This is a genomic window from Micavibrio aeruginosavorus (assembly GCF_051245535.1).
GTDB lineage: Bacteria > Pseudomonadota > Alphaproteobacteria > Micavibrionales > Micavibrionaceae > Micavibrio > Micavibrio aeruginosavorus_D.
Genome location: NZ_CP195303.1, coordinates 1,067,717 through 1,092,595 on the forward strand (window position 1 = coordinate 1,067,717; position 24,879 = coordinate 1,092,595).

General features: G+C 54.7%; 27 protein-coding genes. 15 read left to right on the top strand and 12 right to left on the bottom strand.

Annotation, left to right across the window (positions count from 1 at the left end):
- Window positions 1-31 precede the first annotated feature (31 nt).
- Window positions 32-544, bottom strand: coding sequence for a hypothetical protein (locus tag ACSC94_RS05200; protein ID WP_435641985.1), 513 nt, complete (start codon window positions 542-544; stop codon window positions 32-34).
- A gap of 15 nt (window positions 545-559) precedes the next feature.
- The gene (locus ACSC94_RS05205) at window positions 560-2,047 is read right to left on the bottom strand and encodes a M48 family metalloprotease (RefSeq protein WP_435641986.1); all 1,488 of its coding nucleotides are present in this window, start codon (window positions 2,045-2,047) and stop codon (window positions 560-562) included.
- A 142-nt stretch (window positions 2,048-2,189) separates the two neighbouring features.
- Here ACSC94_RS05205 and ACSC94_RS05210 point away from each other — a divergent pair, with 142 nt between their 5' ends.
- From ACSC94_RS05210 to ACSC94_RS05220, 3 genes are read left to right on the top strand one after another with little or no spacing between them, the layout of a single operon-like run.
- On the top strand, window positions 2,190-3,104 hold the full coding sequence (locus ACSC94_RS05210) for a thermonuclease family protein (RefSeq protein WP_435641987.1): 915 nt from the start codon (window positions 2,190-2,192) through the stop codon (window positions 3,102-3,104).
- Window positions 3,034-4,062: a prolyl aminopeptidase gene (gene pip, locus ACSC94_RS05215; protein ID WP_435641988.1), complete on the top strand. Its 1,029-nt coding sequence runs from the start codon at window positions 3,034-3,036 to the stop codon at window positions 4,060-4,062. Before ACSC94_RS05210 ends, pip begins: the two co-directional genes overlap by 71 nt.
- 20 nt (window positions 4,063-4,082) lie before the next feature.
- Window positions 4,083-5,285: a phosphoglycerate kinase gene (locus ACSC94_RS05220; RefSeq protein ID WP_435641989.1), complete on the top strand. Its 1,203-nt coding sequence runs from the start codon at window positions 4,083-4,085 to the stop codon at window positions 5,283-5,285.
- Between the two features lie 60 nt (window positions 5,286-5,345).
- Here the strand turns inward: ACSC94_RS05220 and ACSC94_RS05225 are convergent, their stop codons facing one another.
- Window positions 5,346-6,479, bottom strand: a complete 1,134-nt coding sequence (locus tag ACSC94_RS05225; RefSeq protein WP_435641990.1) for a DUF2336 domain-containing protein — start codon at window positions 6,477-6,479, stop codon at window positions 5,346-5,348.
- Between the two features lie 323 nt (window positions 6,480-6,802).
- Here ACSC94_RS05225 and ACSC94_RS05230 point away from each other — a divergent pair, with 323 nt between their 5' ends.
- The 3 genes from ACSC94_RS05230 to ACSC94_RS05240 all read left to right on the top strand — a co-directional run bounded on the left by ACSC94_RS05230 (window position 6,803) and on the right by ACSC94_RS05240 (window position 9,489).
- Window positions 6,803-7,093, top strand: coding sequence for a hypothetical protein (locus ACSC94_RS05230; protein ID WP_435641991.1), 291 nt, complete (start codon window positions 6,803-6,805; stop codon window positions 7,091-7,093).
- 124 nt (window positions 7,094-7,217) lie between these two features.
- Window positions 7,218-8,321 carry a tryptophan 2,3-dioxygenase family protein gene (locus tag ACSC94_RS05235; protein ID WP_435641992.1) on the top strand — a complete coding sequence of 368 codons (1,104 nt, stop codon included), beginning with the start codon at window positions 7,218-7,220 and terminating at the stop codon, window positions 8,319-8,321.
- A 4-nt stretch (window positions 8,322-8,325) separates the two neighbouring features.
- On the top strand, window positions 8,326-9,489 hold the full coding sequence (locus ACSC94_RS05240) for an aminotransferase class V-fold PLP-dependent enzyme (RefSeq protein WP_435641993.1): 1,164 nt from the start codon (window positions 8,326-8,328) through the stop codon (window positions 9,487-9,489).
- A gap of 4 nt (window positions 9,490-9,493) precedes the next feature.
- On the opposite strand, the gene ACSC94_RS05245 is transcribed toward ACSC94_RS05240, so the two are convergent.
- The 6 genes from ACSC94_RS05245 to mtaB form a co-directional block, all read right to left on the bottom strand.
- The gene (locus tag ACSC94_RS05245; protein WP_435641994.1) at window positions 9,494-11,002 is read right to left on the bottom strand and encodes an AMP nucleosidase; all 1,509 of its coding nucleotides are present in this window, start codon (window positions 11,000-11,002) and stop codon (window positions 9,494-9,496) included.
- Between the two features lie 70 nt (window positions 11,003-11,072).
- Window positions 11,073-11,987: a signal recognition particle-docking protein FtsY gene (gene ftsY, locus ACSC94_RS05250; RefSeq protein ID WP_435642155.1), complete on the bottom strand. Its 915-nt coding sequence runs from the start codon at window positions 11,985-11,987 to the stop codon at window positions 11,073-11,075.
- A 258-nt stretch (window positions 11,988-12,245) separates the two neighbouring features.
- Window positions 12,246-13,025 (bottom strand): hypothetical protein, encoded by a 780-nt coding sequence (locus ACSC94_RS05255; protein WP_435641995.1) that lies wholly within the window; start codon window positions 13,023-13,025, stop codon window positions 12,246-12,248.
- Between the two features lie 135 nt (window positions 13,026-13,160).
- Complete coding sequence (locus tag ACSC94_RS05260) at window positions 13,161-13,640, bottom strand: hypothetical protein (protein ID WP_435641996.1); 480 nt, start codon at window positions 13,638-13,640, stop codon at window positions 13,161-13,163.
- A 77-nt stretch (window positions 13,641-13,717) separates the two neighbouring features.
- A complete protein-coding gene (locus ACSC94_RS05265) occupies window positions 13,718-14,365 on the bottom strand; it encodes a histidine phosphatase family protein (RefSeq protein WP_435641997.1) in 648 nt (215 codons plus the stop codon).
- A 25-nt stretch (window positions 14,366-14,390) separates the two neighbouring features.
- A complete protein-coding gene (gene mtaB, locus ACSC94_RS05270) occupies window positions 14,391-15,647 on the bottom strand; it encodes a tRNA (N(6)-L-threonylcarbamoyladenosine(37)-C(2))-methylthiotransferase MtaB (protein ID WP_435641998.1) in 1,257 nt (418 codons plus the stop codon).
- Window positions 15,648-15,777: 130 nt separating this feature from the next.
- On the opposite strand from mtaB, the gene ACSC94_RS05275 reads away from it, so the two are divergent.
- The 3 genes from ACSC94_RS05275 (at window position 15,778) to ACSC94_RS05285 (ending at window position 17,433) form a co-directional block, all read left to right on the top strand.
- Window positions 15,778-16,041 (top strand): hypothetical protein, encoded by a 264-nt coding sequence (locus ACSC94_RS05275; RefSeq protein ID WP_435641999.1) that lies wholly within the window; start codon window positions 15,778-15,780, stop codon window positions 16,039-16,041.
- Between the two features lie 205 nt (window positions 16,042-16,246).
- Window positions 16,247-16,834 carry a hypothetical protein gene (locus ACSC94_RS05280; protein WP_435642000.1) on the top strand — a complete coding sequence of 196 codons (588 nt, stop codon included), beginning with the start codon at window positions 16,247-16,249 and terminating at the stop codon, window positions 16,832-16,834.
- Between the two features lie 5 nt (window positions 16,835-16,839).
- Entirely contained in the window at window positions 16,840-17,433 is a 594-nt protein-coding gene (locus ACSC94_RS05285; RefSeq protein WP_435642001.1) for a hypothetical protein, read from the top strand.
- On the opposite strand, the gene dapF is transcribed toward ACSC94_RS05285, so the two are convergent.
- Window positions 17,430-18,254 carry a diaminopimelate epimerase gene (gene dapF, locus ACSC94_RS05290; RefSeq protein ID WP_435642002.1) on the bottom strand — a complete coding sequence of 275 codons (825 nt, stop codon included), beginning with the start codon at window positions 18,252-18,254 and terminating at the stop codon, window positions 17,430-17,432. The genes ACSC94_RS05285 and dapF overlap by 4 nt on opposite strands.
- A 77-nt stretch (window positions 18,255-18,331) precedes the next feature.
- Here dapF and ACSC94_RS05295 point away from each other — a divergent pair, with 77 nt between their 5' ends.
- Window positions 18,332-18,832 (top strand): hypothetical protein, encoded by a 501-nt coding sequence (locus tag ACSC94_RS05295; RefSeq protein ID WP_435642003.1) that lies wholly within the window; start codon window positions 18,332-18,334, stop codon window positions 18,830-18,832.
- On the opposite strand, the gene ACSC94_RS05300 is transcribed toward ACSC94_RS05295, so the two are convergent.
- A complete protein-coding gene (locus ACSC94_RS05300; RefSeq protein WP_435642004.1) occupies window positions 18,821-19,777 on the bottom strand; it encodes a peptidoglycan-binding protein in 957 nt (318 codons plus the stop codon). The two genes, ACSC94_RS05295 and ACSC94_RS05300, sit on opposite strands and share 12 nt — an antisense overlap.
- A gap of 363 nt (window positions 19,778-20,140) precedes the next feature.
- Here ACSC94_RS05300 and ffh point away from each other — a divergent pair, with 363 nt between their 5' ends.
- The 4 genes from ffh to trmD all read left to right on the top strand — a co-directional run bounded on the left by ffh (window position 20,141) and on the right by trmD (window position 23,453).
- On the top strand, window positions 20,141-21,619 hold the full coding sequence (ffh, locus tag ACSC94_RS05305) for a signal recognition particle protein (protein ID WP_435642005.1): 1,479 nt from the start codon (window positions 20,141-20,143) through the stop codon (window positions 21,617-21,619).
- 47 nt (window positions 21,620-21,666) lie between these two features.
- Window positions 21,667-22,107 carry a 30S ribosomal protein S16 gene (rpsP, locus tag ACSC94_RS05310; protein WP_435642006.1) on the top strand — a complete coding sequence of 147 codons (441 nt, stop codon included), beginning with the start codon at window positions 21,667-21,669 and terminating at the stop codon, window positions 22,105-22,107.
- 96 nt (window positions 22,108-22,203) lie between these two features.
- A complete protein-coding gene (gene rimM, locus ACSC94_RS05315; RefSeq protein WP_435642007.1) occupies window positions 22,204-22,737 on the top strand; it encodes a ribosome maturation factor RimM in 534 nt (177 codons plus the stop codon).
- A complete protein-coding gene (gene trmD, locus ACSC94_RS05320) occupies window positions 22,734-23,453 on the top strand; it encodes a tRNA (guanosine(37)-N1)-methyltransferase TrmD (protein ID WP_435642008.1) in 720 nt (239 codons plus the stop codon). Before rimM ends, trmD begins: the two co-directional genes overlap by 4 nt.
- Before the next feature lie 3 nt (window positions 23,454-23,456).
- Here the strand turns inward: trmD and ACSC94_RS05325 are convergent, their stop codons facing one another.
- Complete coding sequence (locus tag ACSC94_RS05325; RefSeq protein ID WP_435642009.1) at window positions 23,457-23,984, bottom strand: hypothetical protein; 528 nt, start codon at window positions 23,982-23,984, stop codon at window positions 23,457-23,459.
- Between the two features lie 275 nt (window positions 23,985-24,259).
- Here ACSC94_RS05325 and rplS point away from each other — a divergent pair, with 275 nt between their 5' ends.
- A complete protein-coding gene (rplS, locus tag ACSC94_RS05330; protein ID WP_435642010.1) occupies window positions 24,260-24,757 on the top strand; it encodes a 50S ribosomal protein L19 in 498 nt (165 codons plus the stop codon).
- Window positions 24,758-24,879 lie beyond the last annotated feature (122 nt).

Below are 24,879 nucleotides of genomic sequence, written 5' to 3' on the forward strand. Positions count from 1 at the left end.
GCCTTATTAATTGTGTTTATTCGCAATCAGGCTATTTACGCCAGCCGTTCCGGAGCCCGACATCATCGGCCATTATAAAATAAGAAACATATCCTCCGTTAAGCCGAGCGACAGAAGATATAATGGAATCGTTCAAAACTTTAACCGCACCGCTAATGTTTTTAGCGTCCATCTGTGCAGTCATTTCCTTTTCCGCCCCATCATCTCCGGCGATATTCTCAATCACGCTCTCTTTTAGTAGACCCGCATATTCATCGACGAAAATGTCCGACGCGATATTGTCCCATCGGAGTAAGGGAATGACCTTATGGAACAGATCGCCTAGACCAATGTTCTCAATGAGAGCAAAGAAAGACCTTGCCCAAAACTCCGACATACTCGCATAGTTCTTGACGCTATCCTGATCGCAGATAAAGACCCCACCTTTGTAATAAAGATCCTTATTATGCTGGGCGATCCGCATGCACTCCGAAAAATAATCGCAACTCGGGATCTGAAAATCTACGATGAGTGTCTTAAGCTCATTCACCTTTTCATTTTTCATTCCGGAACCTTTCTTTTATTCCGCAACGATCTTATAACCCTGCCCCGCGACAACCTTCGCCTCACCATCCAGCCCGTTCAGAGTCAGGAATCGTTCGACGGTGTAGGTGTCGGTTTTTGCCATTTTGGCCGACAGGCTGGCGATCGTATCGCCGGATTTGGCGGTGACGGTTTTAATGCGCAGCGGTTTGATCGATGATTTTTCAGCCTTCGTCATGGATCGCAGGCTGTAGCTCAGTTGCTTCATCCCCTCGACCGTTGCGGCGTTGGCTTTGGGCGGCCAGGCCATTTGGAAACGGTACACGGTATTCGCGCTCCATTGCACGGCCAGCAATTGCACGGTCATCGCCTGATTACCAATACGGCCCGTGAACTGGCCCGTGGCCGCCGGTTTTCCACCAATGCTGAGATTTTCAACATTGGCCAATTGTTCACCGCGCATCCATGACGTGGTCAGGAAGGTCAGCGGATCAACGCCCGCCGCATTCGCCGCCACATCAAACACGGCCAGCGCCCCCGCGGACGCATTCCGCACGATCACGGAATCCGGATTGTTGATGATGGTGTAACCATCCGGTGCGGTGAACGTCATGTCCAACCCCGGATGCCAGAAGGTTGCACCGCGTACAAACCCCTGCGTCGCGCTGTCGCCATAGATCATGGTGTTGATGGAATTCATATAGGCATCACGGTTGGTCAGCCCTTCGTTCGGCGGATATTGTGCGGCGATGTTGCGCGCATTGGCCACACGTTCCGCCGTTTGCGGGTGGGTGGAGAAATAACTGAAGCTTTCCCCATTGCCACCCTTGCCATGCAGGCGCGCATCCAACGCAGAATCCATTTGCAAGCTGGTCAGGAAGCGCGCCATTGCGCCCGTGTCATATCCAGCGCGATTGAGATAGCGAATACCCAGATCATCGGCCTGACTTTCCTGCCCGCGGGAATAGGACGACAGATAAAGCTGGCTGCCCACATTCGCGGCATCGGCGGCACTCTGGCTATCCAGCGCGGCGGCCAAAACGGCAGCGCCCAGCGATGTTACAACGCCGTGCGAATACCGTTCCGCCGTATGGCGGCCCGTGATGTGCCCAACCTCGTGCGCCAGAACGGCGGCCAGTTCAGCCTCAGAATTGGCCAGCGCCAGAATGCCGCGCGTCACATACACATACCCGCCCGGCAACGCGAACGCGTTGACCATCGGCGTATCCAGAACGAAGAATTTATATTGAACATCGGGGCGTTCAGTGTTGGCGGCCACTTTCTGCCCGACGCGATTGACATAGGCGCTCAGGCCAGCATCCGACACCGTGCCGCCATATTGCTTCATCACCTTCTCATGTTCCTGCGCCCCGACGGAGGATTCCTGTTGCGGGGACATCAGGGCCGTAAACTGGCTTTCGCCCGTGGCGGGATTGGTGGAACAACCGGACATCATGCTCCCCAGCCCGATCATCAGGGCCACGGCACACACAGACATAAAAACGGGCTTGAATTGAATCCGCATTGGGGCCACTCTCCTCATCATGAAAAACGCCATTATTTTAGCCCTTTTGATCACGATTGCCACCCCGTTTACGGGGGCCCCCGCATGGGCCCAGACATCTGGGAAAATGGGCGCAAATATGGGCAAAAATATGGACCCAAATGTGGCATCTTCCGCCCTGCCACCACAATCATTCAGCCCGCTGGTCGAAACCGGCGCGGGCACGGTGGCGCTGGCCGTGGACGGTTTGCGCCTGACCCTGAATGATGGACAGATTGTCGAATTATCCGGCATTGAAATTCCCGGCATGAATGAGATGGGCACCGCCGATCCCGGTAATTTTCCGCTACAGGCCAAACAGGCGCTGGACCAGATTTTCGTAAAAGACAAAGACATCATCCTCTATCAAACACGGGACAAAGAAACGGGCCGCGTCAACCGCATGGGACACACGCTGGCCCATGTCGTGCAGAAGCCGGGCAATGTGTGGATTCAATCCTATCTGGTGCGGCAAGGGCTGGCCCGCGTGGCCCCGACCCTGCGCAACCCGGAGCTGGCCGACCAGCTTTATAAAATTGAACAACTGGCCCGCGACGAAAAACGTGGCATCTGGGCCGATGGATCGGCCTATGCCGTTGTGAAAACGGCGGAACCGATCAACCCATCCCCCCGTTTTATCGTGGCCGAGGGCACGGTGGTGAAGGCCGCGATTGTCAGCAACCGTGTTTACCTGAATTTCGGCGATGACTGGAAAAAGGATTTTTCCGTCGGGGTGGAACCGGATGTGCGGCGGGCGCTGTCCCGGGCCGGAATTGACCCGTTACAGCTTCAAGGCAAAAACTTACGCATACGCGGGTGGGTGCGGGACTATAACGGGCCCTTTATTGACCTGGAAACCCCCGCCCAGATTGAGTTTCCGGATGGTTCAAAACCATTGCCTGCCCCCGGCGGGGCCTTTACAGTAGAGGCACCGAAAAAACCCGAAACGGATACGGACCAAAACGCCAATGCCGGGATGGACCAAGATAGTCAAAACGACCAGCAAGCCCCCGCGCGTTCCGGCACCATCCGCGAATGAGCGGCAGCCGCCGTTGTTCGACCTCTATCCGCCGATCGCGCCGTACTCCAGCGGTTTTCTGGCGGTGGATGACACACACAATCTGTATTGGGAACAAAGCGGCAATCCTGATGGTGTGCCCATCGTTCTTTTGCATGGCGGCCCCGGCGCGGGCGCGACACCAACGCACCGCCGATTTTTTGACCCCGCGCATTACCGCATTATCATTTTCGACCAACGCGGTGCGGGGCGATCAACACCGCTGGGCAGCACGCAGGACAACACCCTGCCCCACCTTGTCGATGACATTGAAAAACTGCGCGCACGGCTGAGCATTGAACGCTGGCATATTTTCGGCGGATCATGGGGCAGCACGCTGGCCATGGCCTATGCCGCCGCCCATCCGAAACGCTGCATCAGCCTTGTGCTGCGCGGTATCTTCCTGATGGAAGCGGACGAGGTGGAATGGTTCCTGTACGGCATGCGGATGATTTTCCCGGAAGCGTGGGAGCGGTTTGTATCCATCATTCCGGAGCATGAACGCGGTGATTTGCTGAACGCCTATCACAAACGCCTGAACGGCGATGATAAGGTCGCGCAGATGGAAGCGGCCTTGCGGTGGGCGTTGTATGAGGGGGCGTGCGCGTCCCTGCTCCCGCATCATGAAACATTGACCAGCGATGACCAACGCAACCATGCACTGGCGCTGGCCATACTGGAATGCCATTATTTCAAACATAATGTCATTCCGCCGGATCAAAGCCTGATGAAATCCATTCCGATTTTGCGCAACATCCCGACGACCATCGTGCATGGGCGGTATGATGTGATTTGCCCGATCCGCAAGGCGTATGATTTACACCTGCTCTGGCCCGAAGCCGATTATGTCGTTGTGCCCGATGGCGGGCATTCGGCCATGGACCCCGCCGTCCGGTCCCGTTTGATCGAGGCGGTCGAACATGCAAAAACACTGCGTTAACCGTGATAGAGGAAAACAAAATGACATTTAAAACCATTCGTAACATTGATGTTAAAAACAAACGCGTGTTATTGCGCGCCGATTTGAATGTTCCGGCGAAAGACGGCGTGGTCACCGACACGACCCGCATCGACCGCCTGAAGCCGACCATTGATGCGCTGACCAAAGCTGGCGCAAAGGTCATCGTCCTGTCCCACTTTGGCCGCCCGAAGGGTGTAACGCCGGAATTTTCCCTGCGCTTCATCGTTCCCGCGCTGGAAAAATCATGGGGCCATGATGTGGATTTCGCCGATGACTGCATTGGCGCGAACGTTGAAAAAATCATTGGTGATTTGCAGGCCGGGGAAATCCTGCTGCTGGAAAACGTACGGTTCCATGCGGGTGAGGAAAAGAACGATCCGGCCTTCACCGCCGCCTTGGCAAAACTGGGCGATATCTATGTGAATGATGCGTTTTCCGCCGCCCACCGCGCCCATTCATCGACCGAAGGATTGGCGCACCATTTGCCCACCGCCGCCGGATTGTTGATGGAAGCGGAATTAAACGCCCTGAACGCCGCATTGGAAAGCCCGGAGCGCCCCGTGGCCGCTATCGTTGGCGGTGCGAAAATTTCGACGAAGCTGGAATTGCTGGGCAATCTGGTCGAGAAAGCCGACCTGTTGATCCTCGGTGGTGGCATGGCCAACACGTTCCTGCACGCCATGGGCGTAGACATGAAAAAATCACTGTGCGAACACGACATGGCGGAACAAGCCCGTGAGATTATCGAGAAAGCGGTGGATCGCCGTTGCGATTTGATACTGCCCGTTGATGGTGTATGGGCCACGGCCTTTGCCGCCAATGCCGAACACGGTACATGTGACATGGAATCCATCCCCGATGGCACCATGGTTCTGGATGTCGGTCCGGCCAGCGTTGAAATGCTGAAAAAACGCCTGCTGGATGTAAAAACCATCGTCTGGAACGGTCCGCTGGGCGCGTTTGAGATTGAACCGTTTGATGCGGGGACCGTTGCACTGGCCAAATTCGTTGCCGATCACACGGATCTGGGCACCTTTGTTTCCGTGGCCGGTGGCGGCGATACCGTCGCCGCATTGGAACATGCGGGCGTGACGGATAATTTCACCTACATCTCCACCGCCGGCGGTGCCTTCCTCGAATGGATGGAGGGCAAAACATTGCCCGGCGTTGCGGCCCTGAGCGTGAATAAGAAAGCGGCCTAAAGAATAAAAAACCCCGGACATTCATCCGGGGTTTTTTATTTCCGTTTCAAGAGAAATCGTTTAGCGGCTCATGCCCATCATGCCTTGTGCCGATGTCACCGTCACCTTGTCATAGGCGCGAATGGCGGACAGCAATTCGCTTTGGTCAATAATACGGTCCGCACTGCGCACCCGCTGGGTCAGCATATAGAACCGCGTCATGTCGGTTTTCTGCACACCCAACGCCTTGCACGCAACGGCCAGACGATGGCCACCGGATTCCGAGATCATATCGTGAATGGTCCGCACATCCATGCCCGAATATTCGGCGAACATGGCGATAAAGGATGCGTATTGACCGCGTTGTAACGTGTCCATCATCGTGTTCACGCTCAAACGGCCTTTCTCCTTGTACGCCTTGGCGGCCGCAATCATGCTGGCCCCCGGCATAAAGGCGGGCATATCCACCGGACGCGTGGCCGAGGCAATCGCCTCACCAAATTCCAGCATCACATCATCAACCGCATCCGCAGCCGGACCGGCAAAGGCCCCGAAATAATCACGGATGTAATGTTTCAGTTCGGCCCCCACAACGCTGTACAAACGGCGCGCGATATCTTCGGGCAATTCCTGACGCATCAGCAGCGGTTTGGCCAGATCTTCATGGTTGGGAACCATTTCGCCAATCACGCTCATCGCGTGAACGGGCAATTGAATGGCGTTGTTACGAACCAACACACCCGCCGTCGGCACGTCACGCGTGTCGGCCAGCACGTTGATCAATTGTTCGCTCATCCCCCGGCGTCCGGCAATCGCTTGCCAGTATGCGGAAGTTTTCGCCTTGATGATGTACAGCAAATCCATATCGCTTAAGACGTTGCTTTTTTTCAGCACCGGGGCGGCGACGGAAATGTCATCATTCGCCAAATGCAATGCAACGCGCAACGGCACACTGTCGATGACCGACAGACGTTCGGACAACGCTTCGCGCAAATCTTTTTCCGCCTGACGCATCAGGCTGATCAACACATCGGAAATCAGTTCTTTTTCCCGCGGGGCCAGATCGGCCTCCAGCAGTTCGGCGACCGCGCTGGTCAGCTCGGCCCGCGCCAGCGGCGTATCATCCGTGGCCAGTTCATAAAGCTTGTGGCTGTCATACAGGCGCACCAGAAGGGGCGCGACTTTTGGCGATTTTTCGAATAAACGCGAATCCATGAGTTCCCTCAACCCGATCATCACAAACACCTGTCAAAACGGCCTTTTCCACGATGGAAGAGACCTGTTTTACCGCCAAAAAACCAAGTATTTGTTTTGATTAACATTTTTGACTTGGCTGCCTGTCCCAACCTCTAACCGGGTCGGATTCGGGCAACACACCCCACATCCCCCAATCTGCGCGCAAAAGGTTTAGATTAAGTTAAATTGCGAATCCGCCCTGCCCCAAAGGATGTGGACCAAAAAGGACATGCTTTCTTAAGCAATTCGGCTTAAGATAAGAGAGGTTTGGATTTTCAATATTTCGGATTTGGGGACGCCTTATGGCCATTAACCCGCTCGGCAATTATGCCAGCCAACAGATCAACAACCCGTTCGTCGCGCGCAGCGATGAACAGGCCCGGATCAATGACCGGGATCAGGATCGTCAGCGCGAAGCCACCGAAACCCGCCGTTCGGGTACGGAAGCCGCAGAAACGCAACGGTCCGAGGCCCGCAATAACGGGACCAGCCAGAATCGGGACAACGAGGTGCGCCAAGCCGCAGACACACGGAGCGAAAGCACCCCACCCCGACGCCAGGAACGCGGGAGTGTCCTGGACATCTCCGTCTAAGTGTCTTTCAAGTCTTAACTTGGGCTTTTACACGGCGTCCTCTTCTGGGCGCCGTTTTGTTTTTGCCTTTTGTGCAATGCCACAGCCCTAGACACACCCAAACGGGCGCGGCACACTGCCCCGTATGACACAGGACAAGACAAAAAACTGGGACCAGTACGGGGAATACCTCGCCCTCGATACGCTGCTCGATATTCAAAAACCGTGGAGCACCGATAAGGCCACGGGCGCGTTCGCGCATGATGAAATGTTGTTCATCATCTTTCACCAAACCTATGAACTCTGGTTCAAACAAATACTGTTCGAACTGGATGATGTGCAGGCCCGGCTGGGCCGTCCGGTGGTGGATGATTGCGATATGCAGCCGATCGTCAAACACCTGCACCGCGTTGTTGAAATCCTCCGCCTGCTGGTGCGGCAGTTGGATATTCTCGAAACCATGACGCCACAGGATTTCACGGATTTCCGCGACCATTTGAAAACCGCATCGGGGTTCCAGAGTTTACAATTCCGCCTGATCGAAACACGCCTCGGCCTGCGTCGTGAGGATCGCTTGCTGTTCAATCATTGCCAGTATGATGTGGGGTATTGCCCCGCTTCGCAAACCGCCCTCAACACGGCGGAGCATGAAACCACGTTGTTCGACCAGATCGATAAATGGCTGGCCCGCACACCGTTTGTGGACCGGGATGATTATAAATTCTGGGATTCATACCGCGCCGCCGTTCACACCATGCTGGACGGGCGCGAAGCCATGGCCCGCCACGCGGTGGATGGTGACCTTCTGGACCGCGAACTGGCCGCCATTACCCGCAACCGCACGAAATTCGACAGCATCTTTAACAAGGATGCCGATACGTCATCATCCCAATCTTCTTCGTGGCGATTGTCGTGGCGCGCGTTACAGGCCGCCTTGTTCATCACCGTTTACAAAACCGAACCCGCGTTACAAGGCCCCGCCAGCCTGCTGGGCCACATCATGGATATTGATGCCGCCATGTCGCAATGGCGGTACCGCCACGCTCTGATGGTTCAACGCATGGTCGGCATGAATGTTGGCACCGGCGGGTCCGCCGGATACGGGTATTTGATGCAGACATTGGAAAAGCACCGGATTTTCACCGATCTTTTCGCCCTCTCCACCTACCTGATCCCCAGCCACGCGCGCCCGCCGTTGCCACAAACGATCAGCAACCAGATGGGATACCGCTATGGCACCACGGGATAATGTGATGGTTTCAGATTTTCGCAAATTGTTCGGCACCGCCTTGGCCATGAATGCCAACAAGCTGCATTTCGCGGCGCACAGCCACCATCTCTGGCCCGATTGCACGCGCACCGCGCAAACGCGCTATTGGGGTTTATCGGCATCCATGGCCGATAATAAATGGGATGTGATTTTTAATACGGTTATTCCAACGGCGCAGGGGCATGTGGCCCGCATCCTGAACCTGCCCGATCCGCGCACGATTGCGTTTGCACCCAACACGCATGAATTTATCAATCGGTTGATCTCGGCCCTGCCTGACTCTAAAAATTCCGGGCCACACATCATCACAACGGACAGCGAATTTCACAGCCTGACCCGGCAATTGAAACGACTGGAAGAAGACGGATCCATCACGGTCACGCGCGTGGCGTCCGAACCGTTCCATTCCTTTACCGACCGCATGATCGACGCGGTCAAATCAACCCCCGCCGCCATAGTGTTTTTCAGCCATGTGTTTTTCAATTCGGCCTATGCCGTGCCCGACCTGAAAAAGATCGTGGATGCCGTGCCCAGCAAAGATACGTTGGTGGTGATTGATGGCTATCACGGTTTTATGGCCCTGCCCACCGACCTGTCGGCCATTGCTGAGCGCGCGTTTTATCTGGCGGGTGGGTATAAATACGCGATGGCCGGTGAAGGATGCTGCTTCCTGCATTGCCCGCCGGGTTATGCCATGCGCCCACGCAATACCGGATGGTTTGCGGACATGGGATCGCTGGAAGCCCAACAAGGTGATGATGTGCCCTATTCCACCGACGGATTCCGGTTCTGGGGCGCGACGTTTGATCCGTCGGGTCTGTACCGCTTGAATGCGGTGATGGAGATGCTGAATGACATGAACGTCGGCGTCGCCGATATTCACGCCCATGTGATGGCGTTACAGGATCAATTTTTAGAAGGCTCAAAAAAACGCCCCGGCACATTGATTTCGCCGGCTGATACACCGATACGCGGTCATTTCTTGACCTTTGAAACGGACCGTGCCGCCGATCTGGCGCAAAAACTGCAAGAGCTGGGCGTCGTCACCGACCACCGCGGCACACGTTTGCGGTTTGGATTTGGGCTGTATCATGTGGCAAATGATGTCGAACGGCTTGTCACCGTTCTGAACACCGTCGTTCGCTAATATCCTACTGGAACGCCACTTCGTTGAACGAGCGCAGTTTCCGGCTGTGCAGCCGTTCTGGCCCGTATTCACGCAGCATCGCCATGGCCAGAAGGCCAATTTGCAAATGCTGATCCACACGGTCACGGTAGAATTTGTCGGCCATGCCCGGCAATTTCAATTGGCCGTGCAATGGGCGGTCGGATACGCACAGCAACGTGCCATACGGCACGCGGAAACGGAAACCGTTGGCTGCAATGGTGCCGGATTCCATATCCAGCGCAATGGCGCGGCTCTGGCTCAGGCGCAAATTCTGACGCAATGTCGGGCGCAATTCCCAGTTCCGGTCATCGACCGTCGCCACGGTGCCCGTGCGCATGATTTTCTTCAAATCATAACCCTGCAACCCCGTGACATGTTCCACGGCGCGCTCCAGCGAAATCTGAATTTCCGACAGGGCCGGAATTGGGATGGAGGGGTGCAGATCGCGATACAGCACGTTGTCTTCGCGCAAATAACCGTGCGCCAGAACATAATCGCCCAGCGATTGCGAGTTCCGCAGACCCGCACAGTGCCCCAGCATCAGCCACGCATGCGGACGCAAAACCGCCACATGGTCGGTGATGGTTTTGGCGTTTGACGGCCCCACGCCAATATTGATCATGGTAATGCCCGAACCGTCTTTGCGTTTCAGGTGGTAGGCCGGCATTTGCGGCATGCGCGTCAGCGGCAGGCCCGGATCATCGCTTTCACCCGGATCGGCCATATTTTTATTGGTCGTGATGCGGTTGCCCGGCTCAACAAAAGACGAATATTCCAGCCGTTCGGCACGCAATTCCGGATTATCGGTCGGCGCCATGATGTCACGGCAAATGCGCACGAATTGATCAATGTAGAATTGATAGTTGGTGTAGATCACATAGTTCTGGAAGTGCCGCGCATTCGTGCCCGTGTAGTGGCGCAGACGCATGATGCTGAGGTCACTTCGCGGCGCGTTAAACAACGCCAGTGGTGCATCTTTGCCCGGTTTTGTTTCATGGGTGCCGTTGGCAACCTCATCATCCATCAAATCCAGATTGGGCTGGTCGAACAGATCGGACATGGCGTTGATCTGTTCCGGCGACAGGTCACGCTCCAAATGGAAATCTTCACCCAACGCGAAGTGGATTGGGATGGGTGTATCGCTGACCCCAATTTCAATCGGCTCGTGATGGTTCAGGAACAGCAGGCGCAATTGTTCCATCAAATAATGATCGAAAATATCCGGGCGTGTGATGGTGGTGGCGTAACTGCCCGGGCGCGGCACAAAGCCATAGGACAGGCGCGTATCCGCCCGCGTCGCCGTTTCGGTCGTGACCCGGATATACGGGTAGCATGCCGAAATGCGATGCTTCGGCATATGGCCATCCGCAAAAGCGAAGAAACTTTCCCGCAACCATGTGACATTGGCGTCATAAATCTCACAAATCGCGGCAAACGCGCTTTGGGGATCATTGAATTTGCGGGGCTTAAAAGAACGAGGACCTTTTGACATGCTTAATTCTTACTCATTTTTATTGTTTTTTCAAGGGACTAGCCAAAAACGCGAGGGTTTCCGCCGTTCTTTATACGCCGACACCCACCAATGACCGGGCATAGGCATCCGGGTGGAAGGGTTGCAAATCCTCCGCCTGCTCGCCCACACCAACGGCGATAATGGGCAAGCCGAACCGGTCCGCCAGACCGACGACAACGCCGCCCTTGGCCGAACCATCCAGCTTCGTCACCACCAGTGCGTTCACATCCACCATATCGCGGAATGTTTCCACCTGCGCATGGGCGTTTTGGCCGGTTGTGGCATCCAGAACCAGAATGACCGCGTGCGGCAGATTTTCGTCATGCTTGCGCAGCACACGAATAATTTTCTGCAATTCATCCATCAGGTTTTTCTTGTTGTGCAAACGGCCCGCCGTATCGATGAACAAAACATCCGCGCCCTCCGCCTTCGCCGCCGCATACGCCTCATACGCCACAGCCGCAGAATCCGCACCGATGTCGCGGGCAACAATGCCGCCGCCCGCGCGCTCAGCCCAGATTTTCAATTGCTCGGTCGCCGCCGCGCGGAACGTATCCCCCGCCGCCAGCATCACGCGTTTACCTTCGCGTTTATGAAGGTTATAGGCCATTTTGCCGATGGTCGTGGTTTTACCAACGCCGTTCACACCGCACACCAAAACGGTAAACGGCCCCGTGTCACGACGGGTAAAATCAATCGGCTTGTTCACGGGGTCCAGAATGCGCGCAATCACATCGGCCAATGCCGCGCGAATTTCATCGCCGTCCATGTCCTTGCCAAAACGCCCTTCGGCAAACTCGGTGACGATGCGTGATGCGGTTTTGGGGCCCAGATCGGCGGTGATTAAAACTTCTTCCAACTGGTCGATCATATCCTGGTCCAGCTTGCGCTTGGTTACCAGATCGCTCAACCCTTGCGTAATCTTGCTGGTCGATTTGCCCAGTCCGCCAACCAGACGGCTCATCCATCCACCGGATGGCTCTTCGCTAACAACCGTTTCGACAACGGGCACAGGTTCGGGCTGCGGCTCTACAGGCACAGATGCAACCGGGGCTTCAGCCTGCGGCTGCGCCTCATCAGTTACGTGCGTATCGTCTTTCTTCTTCCGCCAGAAAATCATGGTCTTTTCCGTTGTTTTTCGATGCCAACGGTTTACCGCATCCGCTGCCGGACAGCAAGAATGGGACGTTCTTATTTTTCGTAATAATGAGGCCGTTGGGCGTTATTTTTCCAACTGCGCCACTTTATCCTGCGCCCGGCATCCCTTGAGAACCTTGCCAAAACGCTCATACTCATCCGGTGTATCCACCAGATGATTGCGGCGGTCCATTTCTTCGCTGGCCAGTTCGGTGAAATACACCTGAATAAAATCATCCATACCCGCCTCCATCGCCGTAAAATGCAGGCGGATTTTATCGTGTGGAAGATAATTATTCCCCTCCATCTCACGAATGATTGCGGGCAAATCCTTGCGCATCTTTTCCACGGCGGCTTTCACCACATCCACATTTGTTGTGTGGTGTTTCAACTCGTGCATCTGGATTTCATTAAACGCACATGTTCCAACCTGATAATCGGATGGGATGTAAATAAGCGTGCGATAGAAAATATTGACTTCAATCTGCCTGAAAAACGGGCACTGATACCCGCCATAAGGGCCGTATGATTTGCTAAACATCGATGCGCGGCTGGTCATGGCCAAACCACCATGCGCTTGCCCCTTGGTTACAAATTGTGATGGTTTGTAAACAGACGTCAAACCGTTCCGGGCCAACCACTCCGATGTTGATTTGCCGCCGTCACGGTTCAGCCACGCAATCGAACGGGACAAATCGTAAATCGGCTCTTCTTCCAAGGTTAGATTGATTGTAATCGCCGTCTGGCCGGGTTTGTTGGCGTGACAGCCCTTGCGGTCAGAAAACACTTCCTGCGCAGACGCCGGCGCGCCAACCATGATGGCGGCACAGGCACAGGCCAATACAGACAAACCACGAAAAATCAAAACGTGCCCCCGTTGCACAATACAATCGAAAGTATTGCGCAACGGAATGAATGAACCGTTAAAGCCCTCACCCCAAAGGAAAACCGGGGCTTTTGGCCCCGGTCTATCGTATCGTTATCAGTGTTCCCTAACGTCTTACTTAGGTGAGTATCCCATTTTGGTACAGACTTCACGAACGGCATCGCTCTGCACGTCGGCGGCAACATCATTCACCTGCCCCGCGCTAATGGTACCCTTACGAACCATTTCATTGATTTTGGCTTTTGCTATGCGGGTCGTTTCATCGGACGCATATTCACCAAAAGTGCACGACAAGAAGTTCCCTTCATATTTGTCGGTTTGGTTTTTTGTAGCCTCTTGATGCTCAAGCTCGCACAACCCGGTGGTCACCATATCGCGGGCCTTGTCTTCCATGGCCTCAACATCCGCACGGGGAAAGCCCTGTTTAACAAGGTCTTCCAAAACTTCGTGCGTATACTTGTTTGTTTCATCGTCGTATTGGATGCGGGCTTTGCAGATAGACATGAAAGTATTGCTCGGCTCTTCCGCTGCGGCCGCATTTGTTACGCCGACCAGGCCCGCCAGAACAAATACCCCAACCAAATTTTTAATCATTTACTTTTACTCCATATAAATAAAGGTCGCGCTTGGTACACCAGAACGCCCTTTGTTGGCAATTTTTATTTATGGCATTAAACCGGGCTGAACGGGGCGCGGCGCAGAACGGGATCGCCCTGCTCCACCGTCACTTGCTGCACCTGAAACAGGCGTTTATCACCGATCTGGCACGGGCCAAAACGGTACAGGCTGCAATTGCCGACTTCCTTCATGCCATGGAATGTCTTTGTGATCTGCGCCAAGGCGTAGAACAACCCACCATGGGCAACAACCAGCGGCGGTGTCTGGGTATTCAATGCAGCAGCTTCGTCCTGCATCTGCCCCAAGGCCATCAGGATACGGCGCATATAGGCTTGCTGCGTTTCGCCGTCCTGCGGCTCGTCCCCGCGCTCAAACTGTTCGCGCAGGACGTAATATTTCTGCTTGTTCCACGACCCCAGACCCTGTTCGCGCAGATCATAGATCATGTGAACATCGGCCCCGATTTCCGAAGCGACGATGCTGGCGGTTTTGAACGCGCGCTGTAGCGGGCTTGAGAATATAACGGTCGGCTTGTTATCCATCGTTAAAATGGTTTGCGCCAAATCATAAGCCTGCTCACATCCCTTATCGGTCAGCGGCACGTCCCATTCGCATCCGGCGACGCGGTTAAAACGGTTGGCTTTGCTTTCGCCATGGCGGGCCATGTAAAACGGTGCGGAAAACGCACGATCCAGTTTCATTGATTCACTTTCTCTAATTTATCTCTTAAGCGACGCGACCAATTAAATGTTGCCCGTCAACGCCCTCGATTTTTACGGTGACCAGTGTCCCTGCATCAAATGAACCATCCGCCAGTTTGACCTCGGCGAATTGTTCGGTGCGGCCCATGTTATCTTTTTCCATCAGGACAGTGCGCACCATGCCCACCTGATGTTGTAAAAACTTCTGCATCTGGCGTTCGCCCGCTTCGCGCAATTGCGCGGCGCGGTCTTTACGCACTTGTTTTTCCACCTGCGGCATACGGGCCGCCGGGGTTCCCGGGCGTTCCGAATACGGGAAGACGTGCAGGAACGTCAGATCGCATTCATCAACAATGCGCAGCGTGTTCGCAAACATCTCGTCCGTTTCCGTCGGGAAACCGGCGATAATATCCGCACCGAACACCATATCCGGGCGCAAATCGCGGGCGCGTTTGCACATATCAATGGCGTCCTGACGCAAATGGCGGCGTTTCATGCGTTTCAGGACCATATCGTCGCCCGCCTGCAAACTGACATGCAGATGCGGCATCAAACGCGGTTCCTCGGCAATCAGCCGCCATAAATCATCGTCAATTTCCACCGGGTCCAGTGAGGACAGTCGCAGCCGCGGCAGATCGGGCACCAAAGCCAGCACACGGCGGATCATTTGCCCCAGCGTGGGCGAACCCGGCAGGTCGGGACCATAGGACGTTACATCCACCCCGGTCAAAACGATTTCGCGAAACCCTGCTTTGACCAAATGGCGGGTCTGTTCAACGATTTCGCCGATGGGCACAGACCGGGAATTGCCGCGACCATAAGGGATAATGCAAAAGGTGCAGCGGTGGTCACAGCCATTTTGAACCTGCAGGAACGCACGCGTCTGCCCCTCGAACCCATCGACCAGATGGCTGGCGGTTTCGCGCACGGCCATGATGTCGTTGACCACGACCTTCTCCGTCGGCGGCGCGCCCCATGTTTCGGCTTTCAGTTTCAGATCGTTGCCGATGACCTGATCCACCTCGGGCATGCCGCCGAAGCTGGCCGGATCAATCTGCGCGGCGCAGCCGGTGACAATAATACGGGCATTCGGGTTATCGCGGCGGGCGCGGCGAATGGCCTGACGCGCCTGACGCTCGGCTTCCTTCGTCACGGCGCAGGTATTAAAGATAATTGCGTCTTCAATCCCGGCATTTTTGGCATGGGTGCGCATCACCTCGCTCTCGTAGGTATTGAGGCGACAGCCAAAAGTGACAATTTCCGGGTCTTTTTTACCGTGCATGATTACTTTGCATTTTATGAAGTTGCCCCCTTTTGACCATAGATGACCCCCGAATTTCAATAAAATTCCATATCTTCCCCACATTTGGGGGAGATAATGGAATCATGGGCAAATCCCAAGGGAGATCGTGATGATTTTTGACAACCCGTATATCAAGGACACGCATCTGACGTTTATCGTCGACCATTTTGGCCGCACGGTGCCTGTTCTGGTGATTGAAACGACCGTGGACATCCCCGAAACCATGGACGAAATCAAGGATCATCCGACCCTAGAGCTCATTGAAATGCTGGCCGAACTGCAAAGTTTTGCCACCTATGACGACCGGGCCGAATTTCGGCAGGTCCGCGTGATCAGCCCCCATATGATCCACCCGGAAGCCGGTCATGCGTAGACCTCTCCTTTCCTAGGTTTCTGCGTACCCGAATACCCGAATACCCGAACCCCCCGTTTCCGGGCCAGCCACCCCACCCGATCCGATCCCCGTTGGCTGGCCCGGGCTTTTTTTCCAAAAAACCCGGATAAGCCAGTCCTTTTATTTGACATATTACATAACCCCTGCTAGCCTCTCCCCAATAAAAGATTAACAGGGAGCAGCCTTGGGCGCGTTTCAAGAATTTCATCCTTCGCTGGATCATCTTCTGGTCCGCCCGGTTTTTATCACCGAGGCGGCCCCCATCCGCACGACCCCGCGCCGCCTGAACCTCGCCTTCAACGGCGCCGCATGGAACATGCACGGTTTTTTACAGGATCAAACCAATTGCTACGCCTATGCCCTGAACTGCCCGGAGGCTGGATGGGCCATTCCCGGTCAATTGGCCGGTCAGAAACGAAGTGCGCCGGAAAACATCCATGTGTCGGTACGCACCATTCGCCATCGTTTGATCAAAGATGGGCTGATCTCCATTACAGAACAACAGGCCCTGTCAGGAAAATTTCACGCTATCGCTGTTGTGATTAGCCCAAACCGCGATTGCCATTTTTACCGCCGCGATATGGATGGAACATGGTCGGACAAAGGCGGGCGCGACATGGCCACCCGTAATCCCACTATCACCGTGCCGTCGCGCGATGCACTGGACCAGAAACATTTGAAATTCGGCGGGTACTACGCCGTACCGCCGCACGGCATTCAATACCGCCCACGCTTGCGCATTCCTGAACCTTTATTACAGCTTTTCGGATAACGACCATGCCCTATGATGGATATAGCGACCGTGAATTAAACGACATGATCCGTCCGGTTCATCATCTGGACCCGGATTTAACGAATGTGTGTTTCCCCACGCCCCACCGTGCGTTTAACGGGGCGGCATGGTCAACCTATTCCCGATTACAACAAAACACGAATTGCTATTGCTACGCGCTCGGTTTTCCCGACATGGGCAACGCACAGCCGGGCAGTCTGGTTTATTCCGAACCCACCTACAGCGACGCCAGCGAAGGCTTCACCGTTTTCAACGATGAAGACATCCGCGATCGTATTGCATCCGATGGTTTGATTATGATTTCAGAGGAAGATGCCCTGTCCGGCAATGTCCACGCCATTGCCATGACGGTTGCCACGGATGATGATTTTCACTTCTTCCTGCGCGATGCGGATGGCACATGGTCGGACAAGATGGGCAACAAGGCCGTGCAGAAGAACCCGCACATCACCATTCCATCCAAACACGCTTTGACCGACCGTTACAAAAAATTCGCCGGGTATTACACAATCCCCACGCAGGGCGTTGATTACACGCCGCGCCTTTCGATTCCGGCCCCGGTTCTACGTTTGTTCTAAGCGGCCATAACACCCGCAAACACATCGGTCGCGGCCCCGGTCATCAGGATATGGCCATCATCTTCGCGGATATGGAAGAACAGCGATCCGCCATCCAGCACGACCTCAACATCGCGCCCGATCAAGCCACGGCGCAAAGCCGCCGCCGCGGTGGCACACGCGCCAGACCCGCACGCCTGCGTCACGCCCGTGCCGCGTTCCCATACACGCATGCGGATTTTGGTGGGGGAGATTACCTGTGCAAATTCAACGTTCGTGCGTTGCGGGAACATGGCGTGGCGCTCCACCGACGGGCCCAGATGTTCAATACTCAGATCTTCAACATTGTTCACAAAGAACACGCAATGCGGATTGCCCATGTTAATCGCCACCGGATCGGACAGCGTATCGCCATCCCCAATCCCCAGATGCAGCGTGTCGCGTTCTTCCGACAACGGAATTTCATTCCACGCCGTGCGCGGCGCGCCCATATCGACAGTCACCAGACCGCCATCGGCTTTACTGGATGGCAGAATGCCGGACACGGTTTCAATGACGCAGGCCGCCTTCCCGCTTTCTTCCATCAACACCTTGGCCACGCACCGCGTTCCATTGCCACACGCCCCAGCCTCGGACCCGTCCGGGTTATAAATGCGCATAAAAATATCGGTGCCCGGCGTTTTCGGCGGCTCCATCACCATAACCTGATCGCAGCCGATCCCCCGACGACGATCCGCCAACGCCCGCGCCAGATCAGGCCCAACATTCATTTTGCCATCCCGGACATCCAGAACGACAAAATCATTGCCCAAACCGTGCATTTTGCGAAATTTTAAAGCCATGGCGGAACTCCCCAACTATTCAAAAAGACTCAAAGGCCATAGATTGATATACCACCTATATCTGGATATGATCCAGCATGGAAATTTGGTCTATTTATTTAAAAATTTGGTATTGGGCATATCTTTTCAGCGTGCCGATCATTATTTTTTCGGTGGGGAAAAAAGCGCCGACATGGCTGAAATCAGGGCGCCTGCTATTTTCAATTGTCCTTTTACCCATCCTGACAATTCCTACCAACTATGCCAGAATGCAAACAACACAAAATTTCGGCGGCCACGATTACAATTGCTGGATTTACGATCTTTACGCATTCCTCCTCGTTGCAGGAATTTCTGTTATTTATACGGGCTGGTGGGAATTAGCGTGGCGTTTCTTGCACAAGCAAGTCTGTGGGACTATTAAAAATGATCTCACGCACAACACCGCCAGCAACATCGTCATTTTTATATCGGGCTTTATAACCCTTAATTTTGCACTGATCACGTTGGGTTATAAACACAGCGCCGATCTGGCGTTTGATGTTTTTTGGGCCATCAAAGGATTTGTTTACCTTGAAATCATTCCATTAGCCTGCTGATTTGATCGAACCTGTAACCCGAGTGGTCCACACCCCTGTAATTGGATAAGGATTACGGCCAATTTCCGTGGCCCATATAACAGCATCCCCTACGACATTATCCGGGAGAACATCGGGATCAGAAGTACCGATGAGAGTCTGTCTGATACTTGCAAAATCTGTGAACTCATCATCAAGTAAATAATGGGCCGTTGCCTCAATATGCAGAACACCTTCATTCCTTTTAACAGTACCATTAAACCTCCCACGTATGACGGCGTCACCAATAGAAAAAACGACTTCTTGGAAATTATATGATCGTTCCCAAGTATCGCTAAAGTTACCAATCTGGACCTGTCTGGCTTTATCAGCAATCTGCTTTTCGACTTTATGGAACATCGTCTTTTTAGCGTGCCATATGATCTCTACAAGCCAACCAATTTCAGGCAATGTAACCTCTCGCCCATTACCGTATTTCCAGTGATTGATAAAATCTTCATCTGTCCATTGATATGAAGCTTGTTGTAAGGAGCTGATGACAACTTGCTTTAAGCCATCTGCAGCGCCCACTGGCTCAGCCCAACACCGACAACCAAATTCCTGTTGCGGATCGGGATCATCGCTCCATTTCCGCTTGGTGCCGTTGAGGGCGGCATGCGCACCACGCACGCGGTCATCGCCCACTGTCCGCCAGATATACTCGCCGTCCGGGGCGTTTTCGATGGCCGCATTCAGGGCCGTGAGCGTTTCATCGTCCGGTTTGGCCGTGCCCGTGGCGGACAGGCCGTGGGCGGATTGGAAGGATCGCAGGGCGTCAAACACGGCCCGGTCCACCGTGCCGGTGATGCCGGTGGCATCATAGGGGTGGTAATAGCCGAGGCGGTTGAGCGCCTTCTTCATCTGGCGCACGTCAAATTCATCCGCTTTGCCGTTGCTGGCAAAGGGTTTTAACAGACTGATTTTCATGAGATTTTTCCTGAATTTTGGACATAAAAAAGCCCCGCTGCGCCGGAATTTGGGCGCAATGGGGCTGAAAACAGGACAATATTCCTATATTGGGGCACTATTGTCAAGTCTCAAAAACTCCGTCATTGCCCGGTTTATCCGGGCAATCCATGGAATGGCCGGGCTCTGTATGGATCCCCCGGATAAACCGGGGGATGACGACTGAAATAATAAGGCCCAAAATCCTTGACATCCCCGCCCCAACCCCTTAGTTTCCGGTCAAATTCTTCCGGTCACTGTAAGTTTTGCAGTGCCTACGGGTACACCGCAGTTGGCGAAATTACGCTCACTGCGGCCAAATTGTTTTGGGATTAAAGGCTACTGATGTTTGAATCGCTTGGTGACAGGCTCGGGAAAGTGTTCGGCAAGCTGCGCGGTAAGGGCAGCTTGAACGAAACCGACGTATCCGACGCGTTGCGCGAAATTCGCGTGGCGTTGTTGGAGGCTGACGTCGCCCTGCCCGTCGTCAAACAATTCGTTGAGACTGTGCGCGAACGCGCCGTCGGCCAAGAAGTCATCCGCTCCGTCACTCCGGCGCAACAGGTTGTGAAGATCGTTCACGATGCGCTGGTCGACATGCTGGGCAGCGATACGACTGATCTGAATTTCGCCACGCCGCCGTGCGCTTACCTGATGGTGGGTTTGCAGGGTTCGGGTAAAACCACGACCTCCGCCAAAATTGGTAAGTTCCTGACCGACAAGCAGCGCAAGAAAGTGCTGATGGCATCGCTGGACGTGTATCGCCCGGCGGCGCAGGAACAATTGGCGCAACTGGGGCGCCAGACGGGTGTAACCACCCTGCCCGTTATTGAAGGGCAAAAGCCGGTCGATATCGCCCTGCGCGCCATGGATACCGCGCGCAAAGAAGGCTACGACGTTGTCATTCTGGATACCGCTGGTCGCCTGAGCATTGACGAAGCGATGATGGCCGAGGCCAAGGCCGTGCGCGACACGATTGGCCCGGTTGAAACATTGTTGGTCGTTGATGCCATGACCGGGCAGGACGCGGTGAACACCGCATCCGCGTTCGATGCGCAAGTGGCCATCACCGGGATCGTTCTGACCCGCGTTGACGGTGACGCGCGCGGCGGTGCTGCCCTGTCAATGAAGGCCATCACTGGCAAGCCGATCAAATTGATTGGCGTTGGCGAGAAATGGGACGCGCTGGAACAATTCCACCCGGACCGGATTGCGGGCCGCATTCTGGGCATGGGCGACGTTGTGTCGCTGGTGGAAAAAGCCGTCGAAACAATCGACCAGGAAGATGCGCTGAAAATGGCGCAAAAATTCCAAAAGGGCGATTTCGATTTCAACGACCTCCTGTCGCAAATGCGCCAGATGCAAAAAATGGGCGGCGTTTCCAGCATGATGAAAATGCTGCCCGGCCTGGGCCAGATGGCCAGCCAGTTGGAAAACGCCAATATCGATGATGGCGCACTGAAAAAACAGGAAGCCATTATCCTATCGATGACAGAATCCGAACGGTCGAAACCGGAATTGCTGAACGCATCGCGCAAGCGCCGCATCGCCACCGGGTCCGGCACAACGGTGCAGGACATCAACAAGCTGTATAAACAGCTGCAACAAATGCAAACCGTCATGAAGCGCATGAAGAAAATGGGCATGGGCAAAATGATGGGCATGATGAAGGGCATGATGGGCGAAAAAGACGCCGCCATGATGACCGAGAATATGAAGAATTTGGATCCAGCCATGCTGAAAAAGTTTGGTGGCTCCATGCCCGGCCTTGGTAACCCGGCCGACATACTGGGTTCCAATCCTTTCCTGAAGGGGAAGAAATAAACTTTAACCGACTACAAACTGAAGTAACACCAAAAGGAGAAAGAACTATGGCACTGAAAATTCGTATGGCCCGCGGTGGCCGCCGTCACCTGCCGTCCTACAAAATCGTTGTGGCCGACAGCCGCGCCGCACGCGATGGTAAATTCATCGAGAAACTGGGCACCTATAACCCGCTGCTGCCGTCCGACCACGCACAGCGTCTGGTCCTGAACACCGACCGGATCAAACATTGGTTGGGCGAAGGCGCACAGCCGAGCGAACGCGTTGCACTGTTCCTGGGCAAAGCCGGCCTGATCGACATGCCGAAATGGAACGAATCCCCGAAGAAATCCGCTCCGAAGGCAAAAGCCCAAGAGCGCGTTCGTGAAAAAGAAGCCAAAATCGCAGAAAAAGCCGAAGCTGAAGCTGCTGCTAAAGCTGAAGCCGCTGCTGCTGCCGCTGCGCCGAAAGAAGAAGCTGCCGCTGAAGAAGCCCCGGCTGCCGAGTAATCTTCGCGCCTTTCTCCTTCTTCCCTCACTCCAATACCCCCTCTCCCACCGGGAGAGGGTTGGAGTGAGGGGATGAAGGGACGCGATATATCGAACATGACAGAAAAACGCCTCTGCATCGGTGAAATCACAACGGCCCACGGCATTCGTGGACAGGTCCGGGTGCGTTGCTTTGGCGACGATCCTGAAAGCCTACAAAAATACGGCCCGCTTTATACATCCGAAACCGGGACCGAAACGGTTACCATCACACTGCAATCCCCGAACAAGGGCGCATGGGTCGCCCGCGTGAAAACCAAAAACGGCGTGGTCGATGACCGCAACGTTGCGGAATCATTGCGCGGAACCATGCTCTGGATCGATCGCTCCGCCCTGCCCGCTATTGAATCGGATGATGAATTTTATCACACGGACCTGATCGGCATGGATGTGTTCGACGAACACGACAATGCGATCGGCACCGTGGCGGATGTTCAGAATTTTGGCGCCAGCGATTTGATCGAAATTAAACCGACCGAGGGCGGCCCGACATTTTACGTCCCGTTCGCCGATGATTTTATTCGTGACGTCGATATGGACGCGCGCCGCATTGTCGTCGAAATGGTCGAAGGGCTGCGCGGCGACAAATGAACACCACACCCCAAATCGCACCATGGCACGTGAATTTGATGACCCTGTTCCCGGAAATGTTCCCGGGGCCGTTGGGCCAATCACTCAGTGGCCGCGCGCTGGATAAAAAAATCTGGTCGTGGAACGCGGTAAATATCCGCGACTTCGCCACCGACAACCACAAAACCGTCGATGACACGCCATTTGGCGGCGGTGCGGGTATGGTGATGCGTGCGGATATTCTGGAACGCGCCTTCCTGTCCATTCCCAATCCCGGCAAGCGCATTTACATGAGCCCGCGCGGTCGCGTTTTGAACCAGCGCATGGCGGAAGATTTTATCACCGCCCCGTCCCTGACCATCCTGTGCGGACGGTATGAGGGCGTGGATCAACGATTCCTCGACGCCTATGATTTTGATGAAGTCAGCATTGGTGATTATGTTTTATCCGGCGGTGAACCGGCGGCGATGATTTTGATGGATGCGTGCATCCGCCTGCTGCCCGGCGTGATGGGCAATGTGGATACGGCGGGCGAAGAAAGCTTTGCTGAATCCACGGGCGGTTTGCTGGAATACCCGCATTACACCCGCCCCGCCACGTGGACGACCACCGATGGCCGCGCCTTGGATGTGCCCGACATCCTGACCAGCGGCAACCACGGCAAGGTCGCGCAATGGCGCCGGGATCAGGCCCTCGCCCTCACCCGTGAACGCCGTCCGGATCTTCTCAAAAAATAACGATTAAGGTTTCGGCTTCAACCGTTGTGCCAGCGCGCGCATTTCGGACGCCTCGGCACGGTGGGATGCGGCCGCATCGTTCAACGGCGCATACGCCTTCATCCACATGGCCGTTTTAACGTGGCATTCCGCCCCGAATGACGCATGCCCGTGCAGACGATTGCGCGTCAGGTCCGTGTCGCTCAGCCCCGATGCCGTGCGGGCTTGTGTATTCTGCTGCGCCCAACCGGATGCCTCGAATACAAGGAAGGCCTTAAAGAACGCCTGCTTTTTACAATCAGCATCCAGACGGCGTTTATATTCCAGTGATTGAAGATTGACCGCGCTGACCTTGCCCGTCGCAGCACGCACGGCTGTGTTCAGGGCGCCCTGGTCGGATTGAATTGCATTGAAGCATTGGAGCAAGTCCCCGCGCGCATCCAGCGTCCGGCAAGAATCGGTTGCGGATTGGGGTTCAGCGGCAAAAGCCGTTCCAGCCATCGCAAACGCCAGCCCCAGAGCCAGAAGGCCCTTTTTTGCATTATTTCCCATAATTTGATCCTGTTTTCTTCGTTTTTTATATGTTAAGCCTGAACCCTAGCCCGCCACCCCCGGCTTTTCAAGGAACCACCCCTGTTTGCCCGGAACTATCTGCGCGGCGGCGCAAAAAAATGCTGGGAAAGCCACGGTTTCCCTTGCAACAGCCCCGTAAAATCTGTAAAACCGCGCCTTGAGTAAACCCATGAAAACGACAAGTGGACCGCCTCCCGCCTTAAAACGGGTGATTTCGGGTCCCAATAAGGGTCAAAGAGAAAAGGAACGAAACGATGAATATCCTGCAGAAATTTGAAGCCAAACACTTGGCTCAGCTGAAAGCAAACAGCAAAGCAATCCCCGCATTTTCCCCGGGCGACACCGTTAAAGTAAACATGAAGATCAGCGAAGGCACCGGTAAGGAAGCCCGCGAGCGTATTCAGGCTTACGAAGGTGTTTGCATCGCCCGTAAAGGCACAGGCAGCGACGCCAACGCCAGCTTCACCGTCCGTAAAATCAGCTACGGCGAAGGTGTAGAGCGCGTATTCCCGCTGTTCAGCCCGCGTATCGAAAGCATCGAACTGGTCCGTCGTGGTTCCGTTCGTCGCGCGAAACTGTACTATCTGCGTGACCGTCAGGGTAAATCGGCACGTATCGCCGAACGCACCACCGGCCACAGCCTGGTTGAGGACGAAGCAACAGTGGCAGCCGCAACGGAAGCCAAAGCCGCTAAGAAGTCCAACAAAAAAACCAAAGCGGAAAAAGACGCTCGCAAAGCCGCGAAGAAATAATCTTCGGCTTTATGCACAAATACAAAAAGGCGCGAGGGTTATCCTTCGCGCCTTTTTCGTTTCTTCCTCTTTTGCGTCACCCCGGCGAAAGCCGGGGTCTTCGTCCATTATGGCTGGAAGAT